22 protein-coding genes are annotated in these 22519 nt (G+C 38.6%); 11 read left to right on the top strand and 11 right to left on the bottom strand.

The features are described 5' to 3' along the window. Window positions 1-24: 24 nt before the first annotated feature. Both ABDV71_RS15415 and cmk read right to left on the bottom strand, forming a co-directional pair. A complete protein-coding gene (locus ABDV71_RS15415) occupies window positions 25-1509 on the bottom strand; it encodes a TPM domain-containing protein (protein ID WP_343534104.1) in 1485 nt (494 codons plus the stop codon). Window positions 1510-1521: 12 nt separating this feature from the next. Further along, the gene (gene cmk / locus ABDV71_RS15410; protein WP_343534102.1) at window positions 1522-2202 is read right to left on the bottom strand and encodes a (d)CMP kinase; all 681 of its coding nucleotides are present in this window, start codon (window positions 2200-2202) and stop codon (window positions 1522-1524) included. Window positions 2203-2204: 2 nt separating this feature from the next. On the opposite strand from cmk, the gene arfB reads away from it, so the two are divergent. Next, on the top strand, window positions 2205-2672 hold the full coding sequence (gene arfB / locus ABDV71_RS15405) for an alternative ribosome rescue aminoacyl-tRNA hydrolase ArfB (protein ID WP_343534100.1): 468 nt from the start codon (window positions 2205-2207) through the stop codon (window positions 2670-2672). Window positions 2673-3036: 364 nt separating this feature from the next. Here arfB and ABDV71_RS15400 read toward each other — a convergent pair whose 3' ends face one another. Together ABDV71_RS15400 and lon are read right to left on the bottom strand one after the other, a co-directional pair. Further along, window positions 3037-3990, bottom strand: a complete 954-nt coding sequence (locus tag ABDV71_RS15400) for a lipid A deacylase LpxR family protein (RefSeq protein ID WP_343534098.1) — start codon at window positions 3988-3990, stop codon at window positions 3037-3039. Between the two features lie 2 nt (window positions 3991-3992). Continuing rightward, entirely contained in the window at window positions 3993-6458 is a 2466-nt protein-coding gene (gene lon, locus ABDV71_RS15395; protein ID WP_343534096.1) for an endopeptidase La, read from the bottom strand. Window positions 6459-6749: 291 nt separating this feature from the next. Here lon and ABDV71_RS15390 point away from each other — a divergent pair, with 291 nt between their 5' ends. Next, the gene (locus ABDV71_RS15390; RefSeq protein ID WP_343534093.1) at window positions 6750-7376 is read left to right on the top strand and encodes a tetratricopeptide repeat protein; all 627 of its coding nucleotides are present in this window, start codon (window positions 6750-6752) and stop codon (window positions 7374-7376) included. 7 nt (window positions 7377-7383) lie between these two features. Here ABDV71_RS15390 and ABDV71_RS15385 read toward each other — a convergent pair whose 3' ends face one another. After that, window positions 7384-7911, bottom strand: a complete 528-nt coding sequence (locus tag ABDV71_RS15385; protein ID WP_343534092.1) for a hypothetical protein — start codon at window positions 7909-7911, stop codon at window positions 7384-7386. Between the two features lie 19 nt (window positions 7912-7930). After that, window positions 7931-9451 carry a 2,3-bisphosphoglycerate-independent phosphoglycerate mutase gene (gene gpmI / locus ABDV71_RS15380; RefSeq protein ID WP_343534090.1) on the bottom strand — a complete coding sequence of 507 codons (1521 nt, stop codon included), beginning with the start codon at window positions 9449-9451 and terminating at the stop codon, window positions 7931-7933. Window positions 9452-9588: 137 nt separating this feature from the next. Here gpmI and ABDV71_RS15375 point away from each other — a divergent pair, with 137 nt between their 5' ends. The 4 genes from ABDV71_RS15375 (at window position 9589) to ABDV71_RS15360 (ending at window position 12509) form a co-directional block, all read left to right on the top strand. Beyond that, window positions 9589-9987 carry a DUF4783 domain-containing protein gene (locus ABDV71_RS15375; protein ID WP_343534088.1) on the top strand — a complete coding sequence of 133 codons (399 nt, stop codon included), beginning with the start codon at window positions 9589-9591 and terminating at the stop codon, window positions 9985-9987. A 50-nt stretch (window positions 9988-10037) separates the two neighbouring features. Beyond that, window positions 10038-10880, top strand: a complete 843-nt coding sequence (gene nadC / locus ABDV71_RS15370) for a carboxylating nicotinate-nucleotide diphosphorylase (RefSeq protein ID WP_343534086.1) — start codon at window positions 10038-10040, stop codon at window positions 10878-10880. Between the two features lie 57 nt (window positions 10881-10937). Further along, window positions 10938-11585, top strand: a complete 648-nt coding sequence (gene plsY, locus ABDV71_RS15365) for a glycerol-3-phosphate 1-O-acyltransferase PlsY (protein WP_343534084.1) — start codon at window positions 10938-10940, stop codon at window positions 11583-11585. 117 nt (window positions 11586-11702) lie between these two features. Next, entirely contained in the window at window positions 11703-12509 is an 807-nt protein-coding gene (locus ABDV71_RS15360; RefSeq protein ID WP_343534082.1) for a M48 family metallopeptidase, read from the top strand. Window positions 12510-12606: 97 nt separating this feature from the next. On the opposite strand, the gene ABDV71_RS15355 is transcribed toward ABDV71_RS15360, so the two are convergent. Continuing rightward, window positions 12607-13863, bottom strand: coding sequence for an anthranilate synthase component I family protein (locus tag ABDV71_RS15355; protein WP_343534080.1), 1257 nt, complete (start codon window positions 13861-13863; stop codon window positions 12607-12609). 21 nt (window positions 13864-13884) lie between these two features. Between ABDV71_RS15355 and ABDV71_RS15350 the strand changes: the two genes are divergently transcribed. Continuing rightward, window positions 13885-14184 (top strand): hypothetical protein, encoded by a 300-nt coding sequence (locus tag ABDV71_RS15350; RefSeq protein ID WP_343534078.1) that lies wholly within the window; start codon window positions 13885-13887, stop codon window positions 14182-14184. Window positions 14185-14291: 107 nt separating this feature from the next. Here ABDV71_RS15350 and ABDV71_RS15345 read toward each other — a convergent pair whose 3' ends face one another. The 3 genes from ABDV71_RS15345 to ABDV71_RS15335 form a co-directional block, all read right to left on the bottom strand. Continuing rightward, window positions 14292-15569 carry an adenylosuccinate synthase gene (locus ABDV71_RS15345; protein WP_343534076.1) on the bottom strand — a complete coding sequence of 426 codons (1278 nt, stop codon included), beginning with the start codon at window positions 15567-15569 and terminating at the stop codon, window positions 14292-14294. Window positions 15570-15610: 41 nt separating this feature from the next. Then, window positions 15611-16087 (bottom strand): transcriptional repressor, encoded by a 477-nt coding sequence (locus ABDV71_RS15340; RefSeq protein ID WP_343534074.1) that lies wholly within the window; start codon window positions 16085-16087, stop codon window positions 15611-15613. A gap of 185 nt (window positions 16088-16272) precedes the next feature. After that, window positions 16273-18483, bottom strand: coding sequence for a bifunctional (p)ppGpp synthetase/guanosine-3',5'-bis(diphosphate) 3'-pyrophosphohydrolase (locus ABDV71_RS15335; RefSeq protein WP_343534072.1), 2211 nt, complete (start codon window positions 18481-18483; stop codon window positions 16273-16275). Window positions 18484-18593: 110 nt separating this feature from the next. On the opposite strand from ABDV71_RS15335, the gene ABDV71_RS15330 reads away from it, so the two are divergent. From ABDV71_RS15330 to ABDV71_RS15315, 4 genes are all read left to right on the top strand, one after another. After that, window positions 18594-19211: a DUF4294 domain-containing protein gene (locus ABDV71_RS15330; protein ID WP_343534070.1), complete on the top strand. Its 618-nt coding sequence runs from the start codon at window positions 18594-18596 to the stop codon at window positions 19209-19211. Window positions 19212-19221: 10 nt separating this feature from the next. Continuing rightward, window positions 19222-19725: a glutathione peroxidase gene (locus ABDV71_RS15325; protein ID WP_343534068.1), complete on the top strand. Its 504-nt coding sequence runs from the start codon at window positions 19222-19224 to the stop codon at window positions 19723-19725. Window positions 19726-19805: 80 nt separating this feature from the next. After that, a complete protein-coding gene (gene bshB1 / locus ABDV71_RS15320; RefSeq protein WP_343534066.1) occupies window positions 19806-20522 on the top strand; it encodes a bacillithiol biosynthesis deacetylase BshB1 in 717 nt (238 codons plus the stop codon). A gap of 103 nt (window positions 20523-20625) precedes the next feature. Continuing rightward, a complete protein-coding gene (locus tag ABDV71_RS15315; protein ID WP_343534064.1) occupies window positions 20626-21987 on the top strand; it encodes an acyl-CoA dehydrogenase family protein in 1362 nt (453 codons plus the stop codon). A 51-nt stretch (window positions 21988-22038) separates the two neighbouring features. Here the strand turns inward: ABDV71_RS15315 and ABDV71_RS15310 are convergent, their stop codons facing one another. Beyond that, window positions 22039-22431, bottom strand: coding sequence for a hypothetical protein (locus ABDV71_RS15310; RefSeq protein ID WP_343534062.1), 393 nt, complete (start codon window positions 22429-22431; stop codon window positions 22039-22041). Window positions 22432-22519 lie beyond the last annotated feature (88 nt).

Raw genomic sequence — 22519 nt, 5'->3', positions numbered from 1 at the left:
GATGTTAAACTTACAACAGCTAGTTTACCAGCTACCGCCAGCACCACCGCCACTGCTGCTTCCGCCGCCCCAACTGCCCGATGATGAGGAAGAAGATGATGATGATGACGAAGAGGACGAAGACGAGGAAGAACTGGTGCTGCGCACAAGTTTGCTTAATACCACGGTTCCAAGGAATATTTTATGCTTGCAAAATTGGCAAATCTGTACTCGTTCCGCTTCGCCGGCACTGCTATACGTAGCCGCTTTAAGGGTTTTTAGTTCGGGGTCTGCCATTGTTACAAAGTGACATTTTTCGCAACGGCTATAGTTAATGGCCTTTTCTCCTGGCCATTCTACAATCTTTACTTCACCAGCTTTGTCACCTAACCAAATTTGATAGCTTTTTACTTCTAAAAGTTCTTCTTTATATTGTCCATCACTCAAATAAGGTTTGCCATTTCTATTTTTATTACGGTCTACCCGATCATAGTCTTCAAAGCCCTCGGGAGCAATCATCTGTAATTTTAAGGCTTTGTTTTTGGCATATTGTTTTGAGAAGCCTATCAGTGAAAATGGAGCAAAAGGAAATAAAAAGCGCATTTTTTTGAGATAAGCTTGTATGGCTTCTAAATAACTGGCTACATCTACGTGCTGGCTTTTGATGACTTTTAGACCGGTGTTAAATCGCATGGTGAGTATCAATGAAGCAATTAAGGCCAATAGCCAAGGGATATATTTGAGCTTAAACAAAGCGAATATATTCAAGTCGAGAACTACAAAGAGGAAAATGCCGCCAAAAATAGCGAAGAAGATAATGAAGCAACCAGCTACAATGCTTTTAGCTTCAAAATCGTCCTTTTTAATAGGCCTCGTGGCTTTAGGTACTAAACGATTGGCGAATTTAAGTAGGCCAAAATAGGTTAGAATGACTAAAGCAATGGCGATTAAACTGGTGCTATTTCTATCCACAAAAGTTGGCGATTTCGGTAGGAGAGAATTCAGCTCGGCCACACCATCAGGGCTGCTCAATACTTGTTCGATCACTGTTGAGGCAGTTATAATCCCCTGTCCGTAATTTCCTTCCTTAAAATGTGGAACTAGTGCCCTTTCACCAATCTGTTTTAAACGGACATCGGGAAGCAAACCTTCAATACCAGAACCGGTAATGAAACGGTATCGCCTTCGGTCTTTGGCCACTAAAAGTAGTAAACCATTGTTAGCTCCTTTTTTACCAATGCCCCAAGTATTAAATAAGGTATAAGCAAAATTGAAGTCATCATCCTGTGCGGTAAAATTATTAATCACCACAATGGCATATTCTACTTTGCCTGTTGCTTCGATCCGCTTGGCAATTTGGTTCAGCTCATCAACTTCACTGTAAGTTAAAATCCCATCGGGATTACTTACATATTGATCCTGTCCTCGTTGTTTCGGATCTGGGATGCTCTCTACGGTATATTGCCTAGCCCAAGAGGTAAGTGTAAGAAAACTTAAAATTACTATCGTATAGATTTTCGTTTTAAGCATCTTAGTAGGGAATTAATGTGGTAAAAAAGGAGTTACTTTTTCAAGTGCAAAGTTCAGTTGTTCTTCCTCAGTAATGTCGGTGTTGTCGAGGATAATTGCATCTTCTGCACGGGTTAGTGGGCTTTCCTCCCGGGTGGTGTCTGCATAGTCGCGGTGTGCCAAGTTTTCGAAAACTTCTTCCAGTGTAATGGTTTGGTCACCTTTGGCTACCATTTCTTTGTATCTGCGTTCGGCTCTAATTTTAGGGTCGGCGGTCATAAAGAATTTTACCTGTGCATCTGGAAATACCGCGGTGCCAATATCACGTCCATCCATCACAATGTTTTTTGATTTGCCCATTCTCTGTTGCTGCTTTACCATTTCCTTTCGGACTTCCTTGATGGCTGATACAGGACTAACAGCTTCTGAAACCGGCATCAATCTGATTTCTTCCGAAACTTCTTCGCCATTGAGTGTAATATGAGATTCGTAATCCTTAGAATTGAAATTTAGCTCGATATGTTGTAGTGCATCTACAATCGCATCGTGGTTTTTCAAATCAACATTGTTGCGTAAAAAATATAAGGTAATGGCTCTGTACATGGCGCCACTATCAATATAAATAAAACCTAATTTCTTCGCTAAGGCCTTTGCCAATGTGCTCTTTCCACAAGATGAATAGCCATCAATGGCTATTACCAGATTTTTTCTCATACTTGGCAAAGATAACACTGTTGGGTTTAGTTAATGAAATTAAAGCTACATTTGTTGATATGTTACCGGACCAATCAGAAATATTAAAAATTGTCAGCTTTAAAACGTCAAGGAGTGGGGGAAAAGGTGGGCAGAATGTAAATAAAGTTTCCAGCAAGGTTGAATTGATTTTTAATATTGATGATGCTGATTTTTTATCTGAAGAAGACAAACAACGGTTAAAAGACAAGCTTGCCACCAGGTTAGATAGTGAAGGTTTGTTACATGTAGTTTCTCGGGAAGATAGAAGCCAGTTGTTAAATAAACAGCGGACGGTACTTAAATTGATGGCAATTTTAAAAGCCGGGTTGGAAGTTCAGAAAGCAAGGAAAGCTACTAAGATTCCAAGAGCTGTAAAAGAAAAACGCTTGGCAAATAAAGCCGCAAATGCCCAAAAGAAAGAGGGTAGAAGAAAACCTAATTTCGATTAGTCTGTTTTTAGTGTTTTTCGTCATTTCGAGCGCAGAGAGACCGCGTAACAGCTACAGCATAAAATTATAGCTTCATGATTTAAAACAGTTCGTTAGATTTCTCCTCCTTCGGTCGTCGAGATGACGAAAATAGCAATGTCTTTGCGAAGAAGCAACCCTCCGTCATTATCGAGGGAAGCGTAGCGACGAGAATTGAAAATCAACGAAGTTAAATCTAACGACATGGAATTAAAGCAACTTGCTAAATTCTCGTAAAGTAGGAAGAATAAAGCTTACAGAAAAGTCAAAAAAAGTAGCCACAGATAAATAATTATATGGATTAAAATCTGTGTATCTGTGGCTAAATAAGCTAAATAAAATACCTTTAGTTAAATCGATAATACATCGAAATACTGCCATATTGATGGGCCTTGGCACTGCTCTTAATTTCCTTGGATTGGAAAATCAGGCTATAATCTATCGTAAAACGAGGACTGCTGTAATTGAAGCCTAACTGCTGCGAAAATACCAGAGGCTTGGTGCCAAAAGTTACTGGGCTTTTATCATTGAACAAACTACCTTGGATGGTGGCATCGTAGGCAACATAGTTTAGTTGTGGCTTTGCGTAAAAGTAAAATTCTTTCTTTTTTAACTTCTCCGTTTTACTTTTATTGGCAATAGTAGCGTTATAATGTGCCGAATTGAAAAGCTGATTGATATCCCCAGCCCTAAAAAGAATGCCAACACCTGCACCATTATAAGTTGTCCCTATATTGGCATAAGTATCTAAAGTAAAATCCACAGAATTACTACTGTTGCGGTGAAGTAGTTTTGCAAATTGAACATTAGCGTTGGCGGCAAAATCATTAGCTATTTGATAGTCCCAGCCCTGTACTTCGTAAAATCCAACTATGCGGTGTAACAAATCTTGTGCTTCTTCGCCCAGAGCATCAGGACCTACTACGCCTACATTTAATCCAATCTTTAAAAGACTTTCTTTCTTGTAAAAAAGACTGGTTTGTACACCGCCATATAAATAACCAGCAAAAGGTCTGTCGTGAGTTTTTGGATCTGGACGGTAGCCTGAATATGGATTGTACATTTTCTGGCCTGCAGAAATTTCATAGGTAACTTTTTCCAAGTTGCCTTTTAATTTCTCTTGGTCAAGTGCCCTTCTAAAATAAACAAATAGACCATTGGTGTAATAACGGTCTTGACCATACCACAAATAGGCATCGTTATCACTTTTAAAACCAAACTCGTTCTTATACTCCTGCGCAAAAGAACCGTAAACAATAGCTAAAATAGCAAGAGCGATCAGAACGAGTTTTTTGTGCATTTTTAGTTGGCGCTAGTTTTAGTCTTTATACTTAAATCAATTGGATTTTTAACCTTGTCTTTGGTCAATGCTAAGTTAATAACTTCCTGCATTTCCGTTACATAATGGAATTTTAAATCTTTGATGTAATCTTCCTTGATTTCTAAAATATCCTTACGGTTAGATTTACATAAAATGATTTCTTTAATATTAGCGCGTTTGGCAGCCAATATTTTCTCCTTGATTCCTCCTACAGGTAATACCTTTCCGCGTAAAGTGATTTCACCAGTCATTGCTAAATTCTGCTTTACTTTACGTTGCGTAAATGCAGAAACTAAAGCAGTAAGCATCGTAATGCCGGCGGATGGACCATCTTTAGGAGTAGCGCCAGCAGGAACGTGAACATGGATGTCAAAATTATCAAACAGTTCGTGGTTAATGCCAAATTGCGATGCGTGTGCTCTAATATAAGCCAAAGCAATTACGGCAGATTCTTTCATCACATCGCCTAAGTTGCCGGTTAAGGTTAATTTGCCTTTACCTGGGCTTAAGCTGGCTTCGATGAAAAGAATATCTCCGCCTACTTGTGTCCATGCTAAACCTGTAACCACACCAGCGACCTCATTACCTTCGTAAGCATCTTTGTCGAAAATAGGGGCACCTAAAATTCTTTCTATATCTTCTGTATCTAAAGCTGGCTCATAAGCTTCTTCCATGGCAATTTTGGTGGCAATACCACGCACCAACGAACCAATTTTTTTCTCTAAACCACGTACACCGCTTTCTCTGGTATAATCTTCAATCACCTTTTCAATTAATGAATTTTTCAAAGTGATTTGTTTATTTTCTAAACCATGTACTTCTTTTTGTTTTGGCAATAGATATTTCTTAGCAATCTCAATCTTTTCTTCGATGGTATAGCCATTCACTTCAATAATTTCCATACGATCCAATAAAGCAGGTTGTATGGTGCTTAACGAGTTCGCTGTAGCAATAAACAATACATTGGAAAGATCATATTCTGCCTCTACATAATGATCGTTAAAGGCATTGTTTTGTTCCGGGTCAAGTACTTCCAATAAAGCTGATGAAGGGTCGCCACGGAAATCAGAACCCACTTTGTCAATTTCATCCAGTACAAACACTGGATTAGCAGCACCAGCTTTTTTAATAGACTGGATGATACGCCCAGGCATAGCGCCAATGTAAGTTTTACGATGACCGCGGATTTCTGCCTCATCTCTTACACCACCCAATGCCATACGAACATATTTACGGTTAAGCGCTTTAGCAATAGATTTACCTAACGAGGTTTTACCTACTCCCGGAGGGCCAACCAAACATAAGATTGGCGCTTTCATATCGCGTTTTAATTTTAATACCGCTAAATATTCGATGATGCGCTGTTTTACTTTTTCAAGACCAAAATGATCTTTGTCTAAAACACGTTGAGCTCTTTTTAAGTCGAAATTATCTTTAGTAAATTCATTCCAGGGAAGGTCTAATAGTAGCTCCAAATAATTCATCTGGATGGAATAATCGGGAGCTGCAGGATTCATACGACCTAATTTTTCCAATTCTTTGTTGAAATGCTGGGTAACGCTAGCATTCCATTTTTTCTTTTTACCTCTTGCCTGTAATGCTTCAAATTCCAAATCAGAAGAATTGCCCAATTCCTCTTGGATAGTTTTTAATTGCTGGTTAAGGAAGTAATCACGTTGTTGCTTGTCCAAATCAGTTCGCACCTTTGACTGAATCTGATTTTTTAGTTCAAGCATTTGTAATTCCTGCGTAAGCAATTCCATTACCATTTCGGCACGTTTGCGCAAATTGCCCATTTCAAGCATTTTCTGCTTGTCGGCCATTTCGGCATTCATGTTCGAAGAAATAAAGTTGATCAAGAATGAGGTACTTTCAATATTCTTCAAGGCAATTCCGGCCTCACTTGGAATATTGGGAGAAAGCTGTATAATTTGGCTCGACATTTCTTTAATGGCAGCTACCAAATTCTTGAATTCCTTATCGTTTTTATGCTTTGTTTCGGTGAACTTAGCTACTACCGCTTTAATAAAGGGCTCAGCTTGTACTTCCTGTACTAATTGGAAACGTTGCTTACCTTGTATAATCACCGTAGTATTCCCATCAGGCATTTGAAGCATTTTGATGATGTTGGCTATTGTACCCACACCATGAAGCTGATCAAAAGAAGGGTCTTCGATAGAAACATCTTTTTGCGCTACTACACCAATCACTCTGTCGCCTTTGTAGGCTTCCTTGATTAATTTTATTGATTTATCTCTACCAACAGTAATTGGAATAACTACCCCAGGGAATAAAACAGTGTTTCTCAGAGGTAGGATAGACAGTATTTCAGGTGTTTCTTCGCTATTCATATCGTCTTCGTCTTGCTGCGACATTAGCGGGAAAAACTCGGTATCTTCGTTTATAATAGGTAAAGTATTAAAATCAAACGGGTCTTGTTTGCTCATTCAGTTTGTATATTAAAAGTTGGGCGACATTATGACAGCATCGCCACATAAATTTATCAAATATATAGTAAGGTTGTTAGTTTCAACTCCTGTGCCAAAAATCATAATTGTGAGCCACAAAACCGTTGTCATATAAAAAACGGTAAAAAAGTCATGTAAAATAAATCTGTTTAATAAAAATCATATTTAGCATAATTGTACGTTTATTGATATTATTGCACAATAAAAGTAAATTGGTACAACATTTTTAAATTAACTATTGAGTACGTAGATTTACCTAAAACATTTTTAATGAAATTCCTTACAAAATCTTATCTATTATTATTCGCTATTTCAATTGGGCTACAAGCTAATGCTCAAAGTAATTTCGAGAAACAGGGTACACAGGCGTGGATGAAAGGCGACTTTAAAAACGCAGTTGTTTTATTAGAAAAAGCCGAAGGTAAGGACCCTGGCAATGTTAACGTGCTTAAAATGTTGGGCTATTCTTATTTCCAAAATGCGGATTTTGAAAATGCAATTGCGGCATATACTCGTTTAATCGCTGTAAAACCTACAGACTATTCTGCATATTATTATCGTGGAAAAGCTAGGTTAAATATTGCTAATGCTCCCAAAGAAGCATTGAACCAAATGCGCGAAAGTTTTTATACCGCGGCCATCAAAGATTTTTCGAAAGCGATGGAAATCAGCGGAGAAGAAGACGTGCAAATTCTGCAGAATAGGGGCGTGGCCTATAAGGATTATGGAATTTTTAAATCCTACAAGATTAAAAAATCTGCAGAGAAAGCTGCTTGTGTGGCGCTTTTCAATAATTCTATAGCCGATTTTCAAAAAATATTGACCATGCAGCCGCTTAAAAAGGATGTTATTTCATTAATTGATTACGTGAAAGCGCAAATTTCTAGTTTGAAATAGGAAAAGACTACTTGCTGAAAGTACCCGTTATACGGTAAACCTTTGGAGCCAGCAGCTTTATTTTTTGAGCGCTTTGTACCATGTAAAGACTATCTGGATAATAGATGAGCGTATCTATTGCGGTGTAAAGTCTATTCTCGGAAGATTTATATATTTTAATGCTGGTGATTTGATTGCCAGCTTTAAAAATCTCAAGTTTTTTTACAGGAATTTTTTCATTTCCTGTGGTGTAGGAAATGCCATTGCTCAGTTGCTTAATATCGAACTCGCCACGCCACGAAGCTTTGTTGATATCGGCAGCTTCAAACACGGCCAATTCGTTTTTCCAATTGGTTATTTTGATAGATTTCTGCTCGGTTTCTCCTTTGGAAAATACTTGTTTGCTTACCAAAGGTGTATTTTTTTGCAGGCGATTTGCCTCTTCTTCGAAATAACCTTTTAAATCAAAATATAAAAGTGTACCTGCGCTTTTATGCTCTCGTTTTACACAAGAGAATAAACAAAGCACAAGTACACTTAAAATGTATTTTTTCATCTATTTAACGGTGGTTTCGTTATACCAAGCAATTGCCTGTCATAATTTCAGGAGCAGGTATGCCCATGATCTTTAATACGGTTGGACCAATGTCGCCCAATTTACCATCGGCAATTGCCTTGTAATCCTTATCTATTAAAATACAAGGAACTAAATTGGTAGTGTGAGCTGTATTTACCGACCCATCTTCGTTCAGCATAAATTCAGCATTGCCATGGTCGGCTAGTATAATAAACGAATATCCGTTAGCAATACCAGTTTGTACTACTTCTTGGGTACAAGCATCTACCGTTTCTACGGCTTTAATTACGGCATCAAAAACACCAGTATGCCCCACCATGTCAGGATTGGCGAAATTTAAGCAAACAAAATCAGGCCATTTGCTTTCCAGTTCTTTGGTAATGGCTTCTGTAATTCCTGCGGCACTCATTTCTGGCTGTAAATCGTAAGTGGCCACTTTTGGAGAGGGAACCAATATTCTTTTCTCGTTCTCAAACTCTTTTTCTCTACCACCGGAAAAGAAGAAAGTTACGTGAGGATATTTTTCTGTTTCAGCAATTCTAATCTGGTTTTTACCGTTGGCCGCTAAAACCTCGCCCAAGGTGTTGGTCAAATCGTCTTTGGTAAAAACTACGTTTACATTTTCAAAACTTTCATCGTAAGTAGTCATGGTTACGTAGTACAGAGGCAATTTATGCATGCCTTGCTCCGGAAAATCTTTTTGGCAAAGTGCCTGTGTAATTTCCCTGCCTCTGTCAGTACGGTAGTTAAAACATATCACTACATCGCCCTCTTTAATGGTAGCAGTTGGGTTACCTTGCTCATCTACAATCACCATTGGCTTGGTAAACTCATCAGTAATGCCTTCGGCATATGAATGCTGAACTGCTAATTCTGGACTGGTAAATTTTTCGCCTAAGCCATTTACCATTACATCGTAAGCTAATTTTACTCTTTCCCAACGATTATCTCTATCCATGGCATAATACCTGCCCACAATGCTGGCAATTTTACCAGTTGATTTTTCTAAATGTCTATCTAGTGTGTTGATATAATTTAAGCCGCCATTAGGGTCCGTATCTCTACCGTCCAAAAAAGCATGAACAAAAACATCTTTTAAGCCATTTTCTTGCGCTGCATCGCAAAGAGCCATTAAATGGTTTATATGGGCATGTACACCGCCGTCAGAAACCAGCCCAATAAAATGAACTGCCTTATGATTGGTTTTGGCGTAATTGAAAGCATTTAATAAAGTTCCGTTACTGTTTAAGGTCCTATCGGTAATAGCTTTGTTGATACGTCCAAGTTCTTGGTAAACGACACGTCCAGCACCTAAGTTCATATGGCCTACTTCCGAATTTCCCATTTGCCCAGCAGGTAGGCCTACCGCTTCACCAGAGGCTTCAAGTTTTGAGTTTGGGTAGTTGAGCAATAGCGAATCAAAGAAAGGAGTGTTTGCGGCATAGGCGGCGTCAGATTTATCTTTACGTCCGTATCCCCATCCATCAAGAATTAACAGTACCAATTTTTTAGCTTCCATTATTATCGTTTTGTTTTATGCTATGTTTTATGTTGTTTTGCAAATATACTTGAAATTAAGCCCTAAACCCAATGTTTTATATTTAAAAACGGATTAGTGGCATAGTTTTGGCGGTACAAATGTTTTAGTTTTTAAGGATGATGTTTAAATCTATACTTGCGCTCATGGTAATGTTTTTGCATTTTCACCCTCAGGAGGCTATGCAAGGCGATATTGCTGATGAATTGGCAGCGAATTTTAAGCAGGGCAACTCGAAAGAAATTGCCAAGGGCTTTGCTTCGTCTATAGAACTCATCATTATCGATCAAGAAGATGTCTACAATAGAGCACAGGCTGAACAAATTCTTAAGGATTTTTTTCTAAAGAATCCTCCTAATAAGTCCAGTATTATTCATAAGCTCAGTAATAATCCAAATTATCGGTTAACAATTTTGTCTTTAATAACCAAAACAGACAAGTTCAGGGTTACTGTAACCATGAAAAAGTCCTCTAACGCTTTTCAAATCACCGAGTTGAGGATAGAGCCGGAGAGATAGTTCCTTATTGATGTGCTTTTTTGTTATTTTTGTAGCAAAATCACATAGCATTGGATAAGAAACTAACGGATCTATTTATAAAAAATGCGATTGCCGAAGACGTTGGAGACGGTGATCATACTTCCCTATCTACTATTCCTCAAGGTACGCAAGGTAAAGCTAAGCTAATTGTTAAGGAAGAAGGTATTTTGGCAGGTGTTGAGCTTGCGCTAGAGATCTTCAACCAAATAGATAATACCCTAAAGGTAGAGGTTAAAATGCAAGACGGCCAAGAAATAAAGCCTGGAGATATTGCTTTTACGGTAAGTGGCAATACACATTCTATCTTATTGGCAGAACGTTTGGTGCTTAATTGCATGCAACGTATGAGCGGCATTGCTACCCAAACAAATCGAATTGTAAAACGTTTAGAAGGGTATAAAACCAAAGTGTTGGATACCAGAAAAACTACACCTGGGTTGAGATATCTAGAAAAATGGGCAGTTAGAATTGGGGGCGGCGTAAATCATCGTATCGGGTTATATGATATGATTTTAATTAAGGATAACCATGTGGATTACGCTGGCGGAATTAAAAATGCCATTACGCAAGCCAACGATTATTTAAAGAGTACCGGTAAAAAGCTACAAATAGAAATAGAAGTAAGGAATTTGGAGGAGTTGCAGCAGGTGTTGAGTATTGGTGGGGTAGACAGAATTATGCTAGATAATTTTGAGCCATCTTTGCTAAAACAAGCGGTAGCGATGATTGATGGAAGGTTTTTAACAGAGGCTTCGGGAGGAATTGTAGAAGAAAATGTAGCGGATTATGCCGCTTGTGGTGTTGATTTTATCTCTATGGGTGCCTTGACACATTCGGTAAAAAGCTTGGATTTAAGTTTAAAAGCTTTTTAAATCGGTAGAGATTTGTAAACTTTCCAAAAGCAATTTTTTTAGTATCATTGTAGACAAATGATTTCAATCTATTCCATTTCTGCACTTATTGCAGCCTATCTTTTAGGGTCAATTCCTACAGCAGTATGGCTTGGGCAGGCATTTTACGGTGTAGACGTAAGGGAGTACGGAAGTGGCAACGCTGGTGCTACCAACACTTTTAGGGTTTTGGGTAAAAAACCAGGTATTGTGGTAATGACCATCGATATTTTGAAAGGTTTTACCGCTACCAAACTAGCCTATCTGATCGGTCTTTCTGTTACAGGGCCTAAATATTCAGCACAATTTGTTAATTATGAACTGGCCTTGGGCGTGATTGCCGTAATGGGGCATCTTTTCCCGATTTTTGCCGGTTTTAGAGGGGGGAAAGGCGTAGCTACGCTTTTTGGAATGGTTTTGGCCGTGAACCCCTGGGCAGCATTATTATGTGTAAGCGTGTTCGTTACGGTATTGCTAATTTCCAAATATGTTTCCCTAAGCTCAATTTGTGCTGGATTTACTTTCCCGTTGGGCACAGTTTTTGTGTTTCAATCCACGGTAAAAGCTGAAGTGCTCTATAGCATATGTGTTTGCGTATTGATATTGGTTACGCACCAAAAAAATATAGAGCGTTTACTTAAAGGGAAAGAATCAAAAGTTTATCTTTTTAAGAAAAAACAGGCTTAGCCAAATTTTAAAACAAAATCAACTATTAATAAGTTATGTTTTTGCTGCTATGCAAGTGTTGGCTATGATTGCTTCATGCCATCGAAAAATGGGTAGCACATTAATAAATATAAACAGATGAAAAAAACAATGCTTTTTGGAGTGGCAACGGCATTACTTGCCATCTCATCATGCTCTACAGTGCCTTTAACTGGCCGTAGCAGGTTAAGTTTGGTAGATGATAGCCAATTGCAGCAACAGGCCGCCATTGGTTATGCGCAATTGTTGAGTGATCCCCAAACCAAAGTGGTTGCCTCAGGTAATGCCAACGCAGCTATGGTGAAACGTGTTGGGCAAAAAATAGCAGCGGCGGTTACTCAATATATGAACCAGAATGGTTATGGAGATCAGATCAAAAATTATAAATGGGAATATAATTTGATTGATAGCAAAGAAATTAATGCTTGGTGTATGCCGGGTGGTAAAATTGCTGTTTATACAGGTATTTTGCCGGTAACAAAGGATGAAGCTGGTTTGGCTACCGTTATGGGGCATGAAGTGGCCCATGCTATTGCACAACACTCTGCTGAAAGAGCATCGCAAATGACCGTTGCGCAAGGTTTAGGTGCTGCAGTGGGGGTTGCTACTGCTAATTCTAAATATTCACAGTACATTAATGCGGCTTATGGTATAGGTGGACAGCTAACTATTTTAAGCTATGGAAGAAGTCAGGAATTGGAAGCGGATAAAATGGGCTTGTCTTTTATGGCAATGGCTGGCTACAATCCAACTAATGCAGTTGGTTTTTGGCAAAGAATGGCCCAAGCAAGTTCAGGCTCTCAAAAACCACCGGCTTTTTTAAGCACTCACCCTACTGACCAAGCCCGTATTGCACAAATTCAGAAAGATTTGCCAGAGGCGATGAAATACTATAAAGGAAAATAGAAATTAAGTATAAGATATTAGGTTTAAGGTTTAAAGTCTGAATAATTTATATTTCAGGCTTTAAACCTTTTTCTTTTGGGAAATCGGGAATTAACCACTAATTGTTAGAAAGCACACTCATCATTGCCGAAGCTTTGAGTAGGCATTCTTCATATTCTTTTTCGCTATCCGATTGATAGGTAATTGCTCCTCCCACCTGAAAAGAAAGATATTTATTGGTGGAATTGTAAAGGATGCTCCTGATCACCACATTGAAGTCAAAATCGCCGCTAGGAGTAATGTAGCCTAAAGAACCCGAATAAACGCCGCGCTTGCTTACTTCATATTGGTCAATCAGCTGCATAGCACGTAGTTTTGGTGCACCTGTCATGGAGCCCATGGGAAAAGTGTTTTTAATGGCATCTACAAAATGTACATCGGGTGATAGCTCGCAGCTAATACTCGAAATCATTTGATGTACTTGTGGAAAGCTGTAAATACCAAAAAGTTCATCAACTTTTACACTCCCTTTTACCGCGCTTTTAGTTAAGTCATTTCTAACGAGGTCTACAATCATCACATTTTCGGCTTTTTCTTTTTCGCTGTTTCTGAGTGCGGTTTTGATTTGGCTGTCCTCTTTTGGGTTTTCGCTTCTTTTAGCAGTGCCTTTAATGGGCTGCGATGTAAGTTGATTGCCGTTTTTCGCTAAAAATCTTTCTGGTGTAGCCGATAAAACAAACCTATCTTGAATCTTGAAGAAGCCAGAAAAAGGGGTAGGTGAAACCTCTTTTAGTTTATTGTATATTGATGAAGGGTTTATTTCGGCATGGTCATCAAAAAATTCTTGGCAAAAATTCATTTCATAGACGTCGCCACGTTTGATGTGCTGTTTGATACTTTCTAGCTGGTCTAGATAAGCTTGTTTGCTTAATCTACTTTTGATGTTTACAGGTACTGTCGGTGGCTCTTCTTCTATTTTAAGTTGAAGAATCTTATCTACAAGAGCTTTATCTCCTTTAAGAACATTGATCTGATTTTTACTAATTGAAATAAGGTATTGAGGGACGAAAAAATATAAATCAGGAAAGTTCAGTAAATCTGTTTTTGGAGTTTCTAATGCCTCTACTTCATTTTTAAGGTCGTAACTAAGTAAACCAAACATCCAATCTCTATGTTCATTTACAAAGGCTTTTAAGTCCGAAAAGGCCTGTCCAGTGCAAACAGACAATTCTTCTTTTGCTCCAAAAGCAATTAAGCAGTCGTGCTTGCCATATCTATCGGAGTAATTGTGCGAATCTAAATAGCTGCAAACTTCAAAATTAGCGGCGTATTGTAGTGCTTTCTGTTTAAAAACCTGAATTTGGTCTGGGCTCATCTTTATATCGCAAAGTTAAAAATGTTAAATGAAGCATGGTTAATATTTGGAATTAATATCTTGGCAAGTCAATTATTAATCCAATTTATGAGGAAAAAAATGTTAACGCTTTGTATTTTGTTTGGTACTGCGTTTATGGCCAATGCGCAAAATCCCGCTAAAGAAGGCTACCGGAATTTTACGGTCTACAGAACTGCCAAGGGCAGTGCGGAGAATATTGCAAAAATGAAGGCGCTGTTGCAACAACAAGATCAACTTAGTTCTAAACAAGTGACTAATTTACAGTATCAAAGACCAACAGTCGATCGCCGGCTTGCCTAATCGGTTGAAAACCATGGAAGGTGCTTGTGTGACCCTTTTGGATGATGAATAAACAAAAAATCCCGTTGTAATTAGCAACGGGATTTTTTATGAAAATCAACTTTTTTCTATTTTAAAGTTAACGTTTGTGTTCTGTCCGGGCCAACTGATAAGTATTTGATTGATACTTCTAGCTCTTTTTCTAAAAATTCAATATAAGATGTTAGCTGAGCGGGGATTTGATCTAATGAAGTAATCTTTGTTAGGTCAGTTTTCCAGCCTTCAATTGCTTTCAATACTGGTTTTGGTTGTACAGTGATGATGTCATACGGCATGTAGTCGATGGTTTTCTCATCGTGCTCGTAATGCGTACAAGCGTAAATGGTATCAAAACCATCTAAAACGTCTGCTTTCATCATAATTAATTCAGTCACACCATTTAACATGATGGCATATTTTAACGCAGGGATATCAATCCAACCACAACGGCGAGCCCTGCCCGTAGTTGCGCCAAATTCATGGCCTACTGCACGTAAAGTTTCTCCGGTTTCATCAAATAACTCGGTAGGGAATGGGCCGCCACCAACTCTGGTGCAATAAGCTTTAAAGATGCCATAAACATCGCCAACTTTATTAGGGGCAATACCTAAACCAGTACATGCACCAGCGGTAGTTGTGTTAGATGAGGTTACAAATGGATATGAACCAAAATCAACATCCAATAGGGTGCCTTGGGCACCTTCTGCTAATACTTTCTTGCCTTCTTTTAAGTAGCCGTTTACAAAATGTTCACTATCTACATGTGGAATAGACTTGATGAACTCAATAGCTTCAAAAAATGCTGCTTCTTTTTCTGTTAGATCGTATTCAAACTCGTAATGAGAAAGTATTTCTTTATGTTTTTGTACCAGTTTCTCATATCTTTCCTTGAAATCTGGCAAAGTCGTATCGCCAACACGGATACCATTACGGCCAGTTTTGTCCATATAAGTAGGACCAATGCCTTTTAGGGTAGAGCCAATTTTACCTGCACCCATTTTCTGCTCATTTGCAGCATCCAATAATTGGTGAGTAGGTAGAATTAAGTGAGCTTTACGGGCCAATACTAATTTTCCGGCACCTACTGGGTCGTGTCCAGCGGCTTTTAAATTGTCTAATTCTCTTTTTAAAATGATTGGGTCAATAACTACGCCATTACCAATAAGGTTCATGGTTTTTTCATTGAAAATCCCAGAAGGGATGGTATTCAGGACAAATTTTTTGCCGTCAAATTCTAGCGTATGTCCAGCGTTTGGTCCGCCTTGAAAACGGGCAATTAAATCGTATTGCGGGCTAAGAACGTCAACAATTTTTCCTTTACCTTCATCGCCCCATTGCAGGCCTAGTAGTACATCTACTTGCGTCATTATGTTAAATTAAGAGAATAAGATTGGTTATATGTGATTAATTAGTTTTGTGCTTTGTTTTTGATGGTTGCAGCAGCACTGCAATCAAAACATACTCCGTAAAGGTTTAAAGAATGGTGTTTGATGTCGAATTTTAAAAGATCGCCAACCATGCTTTGGATTTGACCAATACGTGGATCGCAAAATTCTACTACTTTACCACAATCAATACAAATCACGTGGTCATGCTGATGATAACCATACGATTTTTCAAATTGTGCCATGTTTTTACCAAATTGATGTTTGGTCACCAAATCACATGAAACCAGTAATTCCAATGTGTTGTAAACTGTTGCTCTACTTACACGGTACTTTTGGTTTTTCATGTGGATATAAAGGGTTTCCACATCAAAATGGTCGTCTCTTGAATAGATTTCTTCTAAAATAGCGAAACGCTCAGGGGTTTTTCTTAAGTTTTTATTTTCGAGATAGGCTTCGAAAATCTTTCTTACCAACTCGCTTGTGTTCTGTTCAGACATAGTTTTTAAACTCCACTCAAAGGTAACTATTTGATTTCACACATTAAACGATTTGAGGGATTTATGTTGATAAATTGCGTTATTGTTAAATTGTTTTGACGAAAAAAGACTTACGGAGTTTTTAAAACTTCGTAAGTCTCCTTTATAGTCCCTAACAACTAACTACTAGTAACTCTAGCTACTTTTTAAGCATCAAATCTGGTAACTCCCGTAACGCCTTTTACTTCCAATAGGTTTTTAATGAGGTTGTCCAAATGCTCTTTGTCGTTCACAAATACCTTGATAGAGCCATCAAAAATACCATCATTGGTATCAACCGTAATAGAGCGCATGTTTACTTTGAAATCGTTGGAAATTACTTTAGTAATGTTGTTGATCAAGCCTACATCATCAATGCCTACAATGTGTAATCCTGTTAAGAAAGTCAATTCATGCTGACGGTTCCATTTGGCTTTCACTACACGATAGCCATAATTAGCCATCAATTGAGCGGCATTTGGACAATTGGTGCGGTGTATTTTAATTCCTTCATTAACCGTTACAAATCCAAAAACATCATCACCAGGAATAGGATTACAGCAGGCGGCCAAGGTGTAATCAATTTTCTGAAGGTCCTCACCAATTAAGAGGATGTCTGATTCGGGGCCTTTTACTTTTTTCAATAAAGCGTCTATACGCTCATTGTCGCTAACTTTTTCGGTACCCCTGTTCTCAATTTCTTTTTCGCTGGCTACATATTCCCTTAGGTCTTTAAGTTCAATTTTGCCCAGTGCTACCGCAATAAACAAATCTTGAGTAGACTGTAGTTTAAAGAAATAGCTTATTTTATTCAGATTGTCAGTGTTGTAAGTGATTTTAAGAGACTTCAATTTACGTTCCAACAACTCTTTTCCTTCTTCGGCAATTTTGCGCTTCTCTTCTTTTAGGGAAGATTTGATTTTCGACTTAGCTTTTGCCGTAACTACAATGTTCAGCCAATCTTCTTTTGGCGTTTGCTTGCTCGAAGTAATGATTTCTACTTGATCGCCATTTTGTAGTTTATACGAAAGTGGAACTAATTTGTGGTTTACTTTAGCACCAATACATTTAGCGCCAATATCCGTATGGATCTCAAATGCAAAATCTAAGGCTGTAGCGCCCAATGGGAGCTGTAGCAAAGCACCTTTTGGTGTAAAAATGAAAATCTCATCAGAGAAAAGGTTCATTTTAAAGTCGTCCAAGAAATCCAATGCGTTGGATTCTGGATTGCTTAGCATTTCCCTTACCTTTTGGATCCATTGGTCGAGGCCATTGTCATTGGTGCTTTCTTTGTATTTCCAGTGGGCGGCAAAACCTTTTTCGGCAATTTCGTTCATCCGTTGCGTACGTATTTGTACCTCAACCCATTGTCCTTTAGGTCCCATTACCGTGGTGTGCAGGGATTCGTATCCATTACCTTTTGGAGAAGAAACCCAGTCTCGCAAACGATCAGGGTTAGGACGGTATAAATCGGTCACAATTGAATAAGCTTTCCAACAATCGGCTTTTTCACTTTCTGGTGGACTATCCAAGATAATTCTGATAGCAAAAAGATCATATACCTCTTCGAAAGGAATGTTCTTTTTCTTCATCTTGTTCCATATCGAATGGATAGACTTTGGACGGCCGTAAACATTAGCTACAAGCCCTTGTTCTGCCAAAATATCATTGATAGGTTCAACAAAGGCCTTAATGAATGCATTTCTTTCTGCCTTTTTCTCATTAAGTTGGGTCGCGATGTACTTATAGGTGTCGGGCTCCAAATATTTCATGGCCAGATCTTCCAGTTCTGATTTAATAGCGTAAAGGCCCAAACGGTGTGCTAATGGAGCATACAGATAAATGGTTTCGGAAGCAATTTTCAACTGCTTATGGCGAGGCATAAAATCCATCGTACGCATGTTGTGCAGCCTGTCTGCTAATTTGATCAAGATCACCCTTACATCATCTGCAAGAGTAAGTAGCATTTTTCTGAAATTCTCCGCTTGCAGAGAGCTATTGGTGTCAAAAACACCTGATATTTTGGTCAATCCATCAATGATTTTGGCCGTTTTTTTGCCAAACTCACGTTCAATATCTTCTAGGGTAATGTCGGTATCCTCTACTACATCGTGCAAAAGGGCACAAACAATTGAAGTAGTACCTAACCCAATTTCTTCTGCTGCAATTTGTGCCACTGCAATGGGATGATAGATGTATGGCTCGCCAGATTTACGACGCATGTCTTTATGGCTTTCTAAAGCCATGTCGAAAGCCTTACGGATCTCTTTTTTGTCGCCCCTCTGAAGTGTTGATTTACAGGCGCGTAGCAGTGCTCTGTACCTTTTAAGTATTTCTTTTTTCTCGGCTTCTAAGTCTATCACTAATGCGTTCTTCATTTGTATTTTCTAGGTAAAATTATACCGTAATTAAACTATAAAATGCTATATTGGGTTGTAGTTAAAGCGAATAAGTAAAAATAGCCTTAACTTTGAACAGGCATAAATTTATGAAATTTTATCGTTTTTTTGCTCTTTCAATTGTCATCATTGCTGGTTTTAGCGCAAAAGCTCAAGACAGCACGGCAAAAGCTATTTGGCCAAAGTTGGGCAAAAACGATACCATTAAGGTAGCGGCCACCAATGATGGCGGATATATGATTCCGTGGATTGGCCTAAATGAAGTAGTGATCATAGGACAACGTATCTGGAAGTCTCCACAAGAGCAGATGGCTTACAATAGATTGAGGTACAATGTGCTAAAAGTGATGCCTTATGCATTGTTTGCCAAGCGCAGATATGAAAAGTTAGAACGCGATTTGGCATTAGTTGCCGATAAAAAGGAACAAAAGCGTTTGATCAAAGAATGTGACAATGAAATAAAGAAAATGTTTAATACCGAAATCAAGGAATTAACCATTACCCAAGGACAAATATTAACTAAATTAATTGATAGAGAAGTAGGAAGAACCACTTATGATATTGTGAAGCAAACCAAAGGTAAGTTTGCCGCTTTTTCATATCAACTGGTTGCAAGAGTAGTAGGCCATAATTTAAAAAATACCTACAGCGTTCAAGAAGATAGAGATATCGAATCCATTATTAGAGGCTCCGGCTACTATCAGTAAGTTTGAGAAGATGAATTTAAAACCAACAGTGTATCCGTTTAAGGCCCGCCTTATCAATGGAACAGAAAAAAACTTGGCCGACTATAACGGCAAAGTATTGTTGATTGTGAACACTGCATCTGGTTGTGGTTTCACACCCCAATTAAAAGATCTACAGCAAATTCGAGAGGAATTTTCTGGTCAGGACTTTGAGATTTTAGGTTTCCCTTCCAATGATTTTGGTAAGCAGGAACCTTTGGACGGTAAGGCCATTAATGAGTTTTGCGAAGTGAATTACGGCGTGCAGTTCCCCATATTCGATAAAATCATGGTGCGGGGTAAGGAAGCACATCCTTTATTCAAGTTCTTGGCAGACAAGAAACTGAATGGAAATTTAACTTCTACGCCGCGTTGGAATTTCCATAAATATCTAATCAATAAAAAGGGCGAAGTAGTGGAGTATTTTTATCCTTTCACTAAGCCAACTTCTTCTAAAGTGAAGAAAAAAATTCAACGTCTTTTAAACGAGCAATGAGAAAATGATGGAGCGGGTAAGTGATAGAATTATAAAATGTCATTCACTCATTCAAAATTCACTCATTCAAAATTAATCATATGAAATTAGATTTACTGGTTTTGGCCGTACACCCCGACGATGCGGAATTGGGATGTTCTGGCTCCATTATTAAACATATTGCACAGGGAAAAAAGGTAGGGATTGTTGATTTTACACAAGGAGAACTAGGAACTAGGGGGACCATTGAAACTCGTGCTGCCGAAGCTGAAGCTTCTTCCAAGATTATGGGGCTACATGCTCGGGAAAATATTAAAATTAGAGATGGGTTCTTTAAAAATGATGAAGAGCACCAATTAGAGGTAGTGAAAATGGTGCGTAAGTACCAACCTGAAATTATTTTGACTAATGCGCTATATGATCGTCATCCAGATCATGGTAGAGCATCTGAACTGGCAAACGATGCCATTTTTCTTTCAGGTTTAAGAAGAGTGCAAACTACCGTGGATGGTGTTGAGCAACAGCCTTGGCGGCCTCGCTTGGTGCTTCAGTATATCCAAGATACCTATATTAAGCCGGATATCATTGTGGATATTTCTGAGCAAATGGAACAGAAAATTGCGGCCATTAGGGCTTTCAAAACCCAGTTTGACAGTCCAAGTGAAGATGAGCCTCAAACTTACATTTCTACCCCAGGGTTTCTACAGTCTGTAATTGCAAGGGCAAGAGAAATGGGTAAAAATATAGGTGCAGAGTATGGCGAAGGGTTTACTTCTAGAAAACTTTTGGGAGTAGATAATTTGTTTGATTTACGATAGTAATCCTACAAAAGCCAACAATTTTGGCCATTTCGTGTTTTAAATTTAGCTAACATAAGTCATTCCGTTTTTGACTTTAACTTTCTATTTTAAACCTAAAAAAATGGCCAATCTATTTTCCTCTTTAAAAAACGCCTATCAACTCTTTAAAAGTGTAGATTTCCAGAAACTGGATGCGCTTTCCAAAAAAGTGGACCTGCCCAAAATGGTAGAGACCATTTCTAGTCTCGACGATAAACAACTTCAGGGCATGATGAAAATGATGGGTGGCAATTCTCGTAAAAAGGAATTACCTCCCATAGAAGGCGATTTTTATCATTTGGGCGAGGAAGCTTTAAATGAAGAAGATAGGGCATTACAGTTAAAAGTTCGTGCTTTTCTGGAGAAAGAGGTAAAACCTATTGTCAATCATTACTGGAACCGGGCCGAATTTCCTTTCGAAATCATTCCTAAACTTGCGGAGCTTAACATTTGTGGCTTAACCTATAAAGGTTATGGCTGTCCGGGTAAATCTAATTTAATGGAAGGGATTTTAGCGATGGAAATGGCTCGAATTGATACTTCGCTTTCTACCTTTTTTGGGGTTCAAAGTGGCTTGGCCATGGGCTCTATCTATATTTGTGGTTCTGAAGAGCAAAAGCAAAAGTGGTTGCCGTTAATGCAGAAGTTTGAGGTGATTGGTGCCTTTGGTTTAACAGAACCAGAAGTAGGGTCGGCTGCGGCTGGCGGGTTAACAACTACCTGTAAAAAGATTGGCGACGAATGGGTACTAAATGGCCAAAAGAAATGGATAGGGAATGCGACATTTGCCGACATTTTGATCATCTGGGCTCGTGATGAAGATGGTGGTGAAGTAAAAGGATTTATTGTAAAAAAAGATAATCCAGGGTTTGCCGTAGAAAAAATGGAAAATAAAATGGCCCTGCGTATTGTTCAAAATGGTTTGATCACTTTAACCAATTGTAAAATTGCAGAGAGCGATCGCTTGCAAAATGCTAATTCATTTAAAGATACGGCAAAGGTATTGCAAATGACTAGGGCAGGTGTAGCCTGGCAAGCGGTAGGCTGTGCCCGCGGGGCTTATGAAAATGCGCTTGATTATACCCGAACTCGCAAGCAGTTTGGAAAGCCAATCGCATCTTTCCAATTGATACAAAATCATTTGGTAGAAATGCTGTCGAACCTAACGGCTATGCAAACACTTTGTTTCCGCCTGTCACAACTGCAAGATCAAGGTCTACTTAAAGATGAACATGCTTCTCTGGCCAAAGTATTCTGTTCGCTTCGCACCAGAGATGTGGTGAGCAAAGCAAGAGAGGTAATGGGTGGCAATGGGATTTTATTGGAGTATAATGTTGCTCGTTTTGTGGCCGATGCCGAAGCCATTTATTCTTACGAGGGTACCAAAGAAATCAATACCTTGATTGTAGGCAGAGCAATTACCGGTTTTTCAGCTTTTGTTTAGGTGTGTTACTTAGACTTACTAAGTTCCGAAAACTTCGTAAGTCTGGGTTTCCTATTTAAATGGCCATCTGACCAATCCAACATTTCCCATGGCACTTTTTTCGTAAAGTGCAAAGCAATTTTGGTTGAAACTTACATCAAAATTAACAGCGCCAGGAGAGAGCTTGGTAGGTACATTATTTCCTTCTAAAAAGTAATATACCTTGGTGTTGCCATATTTATTGTGCGGCATTAGGTTTCCATAGTCTTGCAATTGAGCACCTGTGGAGTCCTTTACAGTAACAACGTAAATGCGTTGCACCGGGCCAGTATTGTTTTCATTTCGATAGCTGGCAATTTCTTTAAATCCACCTTTCAGGTCTTCAATGCCCGATTGCGTAAAGGTATCTTTAAGCATCCAACCAACGAGGGCAATAACGAGCAATGCAATTCCGATTTTTTTCATGTTTCGAAATTAGTTCAAATAAGAACTTGTTTTGTTATGGGTAAGTCAGGAAAAATAAAAGGCTGCCTATTAAATTAGGCAGCCTTTT

The sequence above is a fragment of the Pedobacter sp. genome (genome assembly GCF_039594775.1).
In the GTDB taxonomy this organism is placed as follows: domain Bacteria; phylum Bacteroidota; class Bacteroidia; order Sphingobacteriales; family Sphingobacteriaceae; genus Pedobacter.
This window is presented reverse-complemented; position numbering and strand designations above follow the sequence as displayed.